Annotated in this window: 6 protein-coding genes; 2 read left to right on the forward strand and 4 right to left on the reverse strand. The window is 68.9% G+C overall.

Annotated features, from left to right (window positions below; translation table 11 throughout):
- The first annotated feature begins 170 nt into the window (after positions 1 to 170).
- Positions 171 to 545, forward strand: coding sequence for a nuclear transport factor 2 family protein (locus tag ACRDP3_RS10790; RefSeq protein WP_431516657.1), 375 nt, complete (start codon positions 171 to 173; stop codon positions 543 to 545).
- Here ACRDP3_RS10790 and ACRDP3_RS10795 read toward each other — a convergent pair.
- Positions 535 to 1,362, reverse strand: coding sequence for a helix-turn-helix domain-containing protein (locus ACRDP3_RS10795; RefSeq protein WP_431516658.1), 828 nt, complete (start codon positions 1,360 to 1,362; stop codon positions 535 to 537). The two genes, ACRDP3_RS10790 and ACRDP3_RS10795, sit on opposite strands and share 11 nt — an antisense overlap.
- 68 nt (positions 1,363 to 1,430) lie before the next feature.
- Between ACRDP3_RS10795 and ACRDP3_RS10800 the strand changes: the two genes are divergently transcribed.
- Entirely contained in the window at positions 1,431 to 1,736 is a 306-nt protein-coding gene (locus ACRDP3_RS10800; RefSeq protein ID WP_431516659.1) for a 4a-hydroxytetrahydrobiopterin dehydratase, read from the forward strand.
- A gap of 138 nt (positions 1,737 to 1,874) precedes the next feature.
- Here ACRDP3_RS10800 and ACRDP3_RS10805 read toward each other — a convergent pair whose 3' ends face one another.
- The 3 genes from ACRDP3_RS10805 to ACRDP3_RS10815 all read right to left on the reverse strand — a co-directional run bounded on the left by ACRDP3_RS10805 (position 1,875) and on the right by ACRDP3_RS10815 (position 4,740).
- A complete protein-coding gene (locus tag ACRDP3_RS10805; RefSeq protein ID WP_431516662.1) occupies positions 1,875 to 2,903 on the reverse strand; it encodes a glycoside hydrolase family 130 protein in 1,029 nt (342 codons plus the stop codon).
- Between the two features lie 67 nt (positions 2,904 to 2,970).
- The gene (locus ACRDP3_RS10810) at positions 2,971 to 3,822 is read right to left on the reverse strand and encodes a carbohydrate ABC transporter permease (RefSeq protein WP_431516660.1); all 852 of its coding nucleotides are present in this window, start codon (positions 3,820 to 3,822) and stop codon (positions 2,971 to 2,973) included.
- A 3-nt stretch (positions 3,823 to 3,825) separates the two neighbouring features.
- On the reverse strand, positions 3,826 to 4,740 hold the full coding sequence (locus ACRDP3_RS10815) for a carbohydrate ABC transporter permease (RefSeq protein ID WP_431516661.1): 915 nt from the start codon (positions 4,738 to 4,740) through the stop codon (positions 3,826 to 3,828).
- Positions 4,741 to 4,888: the final 148 nt, after the last annotated feature.

The following is a 4,888-nucleotide window of genomic DNA, read 5'->3' on the forward strand; positions in this document are numbered from 1 at the left end:
AACCGGATCGGTGAGCAGGGTGTCAATGGGTCGGCGCCCACCCCATTACCTCAGCGGTAATCGACCCGTCCCGTGGCGCACGCCAAGGTGAGCGCCACGGCTCCGCACCACCGCACCGCGGCAGGGGGCCGCTCACCGAACGACTCGTCGCTGCCAGGGAGGGCACCGTCATGAACCAGTACGAGACCGCCGTCACCCGCTACTTCGAAGCATGGAACGCCCCCGATCCCGCCCACCGGGAGAAGGCCGTCGCCGCTGCCTGGACCGAGGACGCCTCCTACACGGACCCTCTCGCGGAGGTGCGCGGCCACGACCAGCTGGCCGCGCTGATCACCGGGGCCCGTGAGCAGTTCCCCGGTTTCGCCTTCGAGCTCACCGGTACGGTCGACGGCCACCACGACACCGCCCGCTTCAGCTGGGAGCTGCGGGGAGCCGACGGGGCCGCGCCGGTGGCCGGGTCCGACGTGCTCACCCTGGCCGGCGACGGCCGCATCCGCTCCGTGTTCGGCTTCCTCGACCGGGTGCCCGCCGGGCCTACCGCATGAGCAGCTGAAGGTTCTTCACCGTCTCCGGGTCGGCGGGGAGGAACGTCTCCACCGCCAGCTCGGAGACGGTGACGTCCGCCGGGGTGTTGAAGGTGGCGATGGTGGAGAGGAAGGACAGCCGCCGTCCCGCCTGCTCGATCACCATTGGCAGTGCGAACGGGCTGTCCTGACCGGCCGTCTCCTCCCCGCCCGGCGGTACGGGGAAGGCCGCGACCTCCTCGTACAGTGCCCGCAAACGCTCCGAGCGCAGCAGCGCCAGCTGTCGTTCCATCTGCCGCAGCAGATGGCCGCGCCATTCGCGGAGATTACGGATACGGGGCGCCAGGCCCTCGGGGTGAAGGGTGATCCGCATCGCGTTGAGCGGGGGTTCCAGCAGGTGGGGAGCCACCCCGTCCAACAGCAGGCCGATGCCCCGATTGGCGGCGAGCACGTGGTACGTGCCGTCCACCACCAGAGCCGGGTAGGGCTCGTAGCCGGTCACCATCCGCTCCAGGCCCGCACGCAGTGACGCCAGTGCGGGAGAGTCGAGCGGCGTCTCGGCGTAGTGCGGCGCGTAACCCGCCGAGACCAGCAGCGTGTTGCGCTCCCGCACCGGGACGTCCAGGTGTTCCGCCAGCCGCAGCACCATGCTCCGGCTGGGCCGGGAGCGCCCCGTTTCGATGAAGCTGATGTGCCGGGCGGAGGAATCGGCGCGCAGCGCGAGGTCGAGCTGGCTGAGGCCCGCATGCTCGCGCCAGCTGCGCAGCAGGGGCCCCACGGTGGGGTCCGCACCGTTCCCGTGATCTTCGGCGGGGAGACCCCGAGCGGCACTCGACATGCGCCAAGCCTAGAGTCCGGTCAGCTCCTAGGGTGGGGACGGCGTCAACAGGAAGCGAGGACCATGTCATGCCCCCCGAACCACTGACCCGGCAGCAGACCGACGAAGCGCTGGCCGGCCTGCCCGGCTGGACGACCGACGGCGACAGCGTCGCCCGTACCTACTCCTTCGCCAAGCATCTGCCCGCCGCCGCCATGGTGATCCATGTGGCCGCGATCCAGGAGGAGATGAATCACCACTCCGAGATGTCGCTGGGCTACAACAAGCTGTCGGTCACGGTGAACACGCACAGCGTCGGGGGGCAGGTCACGGAGCTGGACATCGCGCTGGCCCGCCGGATCGAGGACGTCGCGCCGGGCCACGGCGGCAGTTAGGGCTACTTCGGGGGCCAGGGCCTCAGACGCGGTCAGGCGCGGCCCACCGCATGTGCGCAGAGGCCGTGCGTCCTCCTGTGACAGCGGAGGCCGGGTCCCCGGCCAGGGACCCGGCCTCCGCCGCGCGGCGCGCACGAACTACGCGTCGGTGGCCCGGTCCAGGCGGGCCACTCCGATGTGCGCGTCAGCCATGCCGTAAAAGACGTACCGCACGCCGTCGACCTCTTCGATCGCCGTGGGGAAGACCACGTTGGGCACGGTGCCGGACCGTTCCTCCGCCGTCTCCGGAGCGAGCATCGGCTGGTCGCTACGGGCCAGGACCCGGGTGACGTCCTCCGGGTCCAGGATCATCGCTCCCGCGGAGTACTGGAGCTGCTGCTGCTCCTGCGGATCGTGGCTGTCGACCATGGCACCCGCCACCCCGTGGTGGATGAGGAGCCAGCCCTCGTCCACCCGGATCGGGGCCGGTCCGGCGCCGATCTTGAGTTCCTCCCAGGGGTGCTCGGACAACGCGACCAGCCGGTGGTCGCGGAGCCGCACCAGGGCGGTGATGTCCTGCTCGACCTCTTCGGCCGGAACGAACGACACCCATATGCCCGGCCGTTCGTCGGTCACTCCGGCGGGCAGGTGCACGCCCTCGCCGTCGCGGAACCACCCCAGATCCCACATCGGCCGGTGCAGCATGGCGTACGCCGGGCGGCCGTCGGGGCCGGGCACCGGCTCCGGGAAGAGCACCGCGTCCTTGTTGGGGAAGAGATTGAGGTCGGTGTCCAGGTCCGGCTGGTAGGCGAAGTGCATGGGTCCCAGCCGACGCCACGATCGCAGATCGTCCGAGACCGCGAAGGCGAGCCGCGGCCCGAGGGGACCGTAGGCGACGTACGTCATCACATGCAGGCCGAGGCGCGGGACGAAAGTGATCCGGGGGTCCTCGACACCCGAGTTGTTCAGGCCGCGCTCCCAGCCTTCATCCGGTTCCAGGACCACGCCGCGGCGCTCGACGCCGGCCGGGACCCCGTCTTGGAGGGTGACTTCGGCCAGGCCGACGCGCGAGACGTTGCCCTCGGCGACGATCCGCGGCAGCAGATGCAGCCGGCCGTCGGGTGTGTGCCCGCTGGCCGGATTCAGCACGCCCTCGGCCTCGTTGGGCTCGTCGATGTCCGGGGACATGACGACACCCAGCCGCTGCAGCGTGTAGGGGATATTCGTACTGATGGTGCTGTCGGTGCTCAAGTTGTCAGCCCTTTACGCCTGATCCGAGGTCGGTGGAAACGAAGCGGCGCTGGAACGCGAGGAACAGCGCCACGGCCGGGCCGGCGAGTACGCACGCCCCGGCGAGGATGGCGCCGTACGGGTTGGAGGCCCGTCCGGCGACGTTCGAGATGTAGTTGGCCAGTGCCACGGCCAACGGCTGCATGTCCGGGTCCTTGGTCACCAGGAACGGCCAGAGGAACTCGTTCCAGGGTCCGATGAACGTCAGCAGCACGGTGGTGAGCAGGGCCGGCTTGCACAGCGGGACCGCGATCCGCAGCATGATCCCGAGCTCGCTCGCGCCGTCGATCCGCGCGGACTCGAACAGTTCCCGGGGGAGCTGCAGGAAGAACTGCCGGAAGACGAAGACGGCGGTCGAGTTGATCGCGAACGGCAGGACGATGCCCAGGTAGGTGTCGGCCAGGCCGTAGCTGCGGACGATCATCACATACAGCGGGATCATCAGCAGCTGGAACGGCACCAGCTGTACCAGAAGCACCGTGCCGAAGACCGCGCCTCTGCCGCGGAAGTGCATCTGTGCCAGCGCGTAGCCCGCCATCAGGCCGAACACGACGGTGCACAGGATGACGCCTCCGGTGAAGATCCCCGAGTTGCCCAGGGCCTTCAGCAGTCCGACGCGCTCGTTGATCGCCGCGTAGTTGCCCAGCGTGAGATCCGCAGGATCCGGCAGCGCGGCCGACGGGTCGGAGCTCGGCTCGGGCTGCAGCGAGCCGATCACCATGTAGTAGAAGGGGAAGAGGAACGCGACCGCTCCGGCGAGCAGCAGGAGCAGCAGGAGCAGCCGGGGTATCCGGCGTGTGGTGGCAGCGGACGTCACGGCTCAGCCCCTTTCCGTCAGCTTGCGGTTGATCAGCGACACGGCCAGCACGAACAGCACCAGCAGCACGCCGATCGCTGCGGCGACATCCGGGTTTCCCTGCTCGATGCCCTGCTGGTACATGAGCAGGACAGGAGAAGCGGACGCGCCGTCCGGGCCGCCACCGCCGGTCAGCAGGTACGGCTCGGTGAACAGGTTGGCCCCGGTGATCGTGGCCACGATCAGCACCAGTGTCGTCGCCGGGCGCACTCCGGGCACGGTGACGGAGAGGAACTTGCGCACCGGGGAAGCCCCGTCGACGTCCGCCGATTCGTAGAGCTCCTTCGGCACGTTCTGCAGTGCCGCGAGGTACAGCATGATGAAGAAGCCGAGCTGCTTCCACGCGACGAACACCGCGATCAGCGGCATCGCCAAGGTCTCGTTCACCAGCCACGTCGGGTCCGGCGCCAACGGCCCCAGGACCTTGTTCACCAGGCCACCGCCGCTGAACAGCCACAGCCAGACACCGACCACGGCCACGCTCGCGGTGACGTACGGCACGTAGTACGCGGCGCGGAAGAACGAGCGCATCGGCAGCTTGGCGTTGAGCGCGCTGGCCAGCACCAGCGACATGCCCACGGTCAGCGGCACGTTGACGAGCAGAAAGACGATGATGTTGCCGAACGCCTGAAGGACGTCCGGGTCGCTCAGTACGGTCGCGTAGTTCTCGAAGCCGACGAACGGGTGTTCCACGATCGCGTTCGGGGCGGTGAAGAAGTAGTCGTGGAACGACATCCACACCGCGAACCCGAACGGGTAGGCGAACACCACGGCGACGAACACCAGGTAGGGGGAGACGAACCCGAGCCCCAGGAGGTTGCGGCCGAAGGACCGCCGGACACTCCTGGGGCGCGCGCCGCCCCTCGGGGGGAATGACATCAAGGACACCTCTGCGTGCGTATCACTTCTGGCCGGCGAGCTTCTCGGCCTTGGCCGCCGCCTTCTTCAGCGCGGTCTGCGGGTCCGTCTTGCCGAAGATGACCGAGCGCGAGTAGGAGTCCCGCAGCGTCTGCCAGATGGCGATCGA

The organism is Streptomyces sp. (assembly GCF_050698815.1).
Lineage (GTDB): Bacteria > Actinomycetota > Actinomycetes > Streptomycetales > Streptomycetaceae > Streptomyces.

Coding starts and splice junctions, on each gene's coding strand:
- ACRDP3_RS10790 (WP_431516657.1), top strand. CDS start 171: ATGAACCAGTACGAGACCGCCGTCACCCGCTACTTCGAAGCATGGAAC.
- ACRDP3_RS10795 (WP_431516658.1), bottom strand. CDS start 1,362: ATGTCGAGTGCCGCTCGGGGTCTCCCCGCCGAAGATCACGGGAACGGT.
- ACRDP3_RS10800 (WP_431516659.1), top strand. CDS start 1,431: ATGCCCCCCGAACCACTGACCCGGCAGCAGACCGACGAAGCGCTGGCC.
- ACRDP3_RS10805 (WP_431516662.1), bottom strand. CDS start 2,903: ATGTCCCCGGACATCGACGAGCCCAACGAGGCCGAGGGCGTGCTGAAT.
- ACRDP3_RS10815 (WP_431516661.1), bottom strand. CDS start 4,740: ATGTCATTCCCCCCGAGGGGCGGCGCGCGCCCCAGGAGTGTCCGGCGG.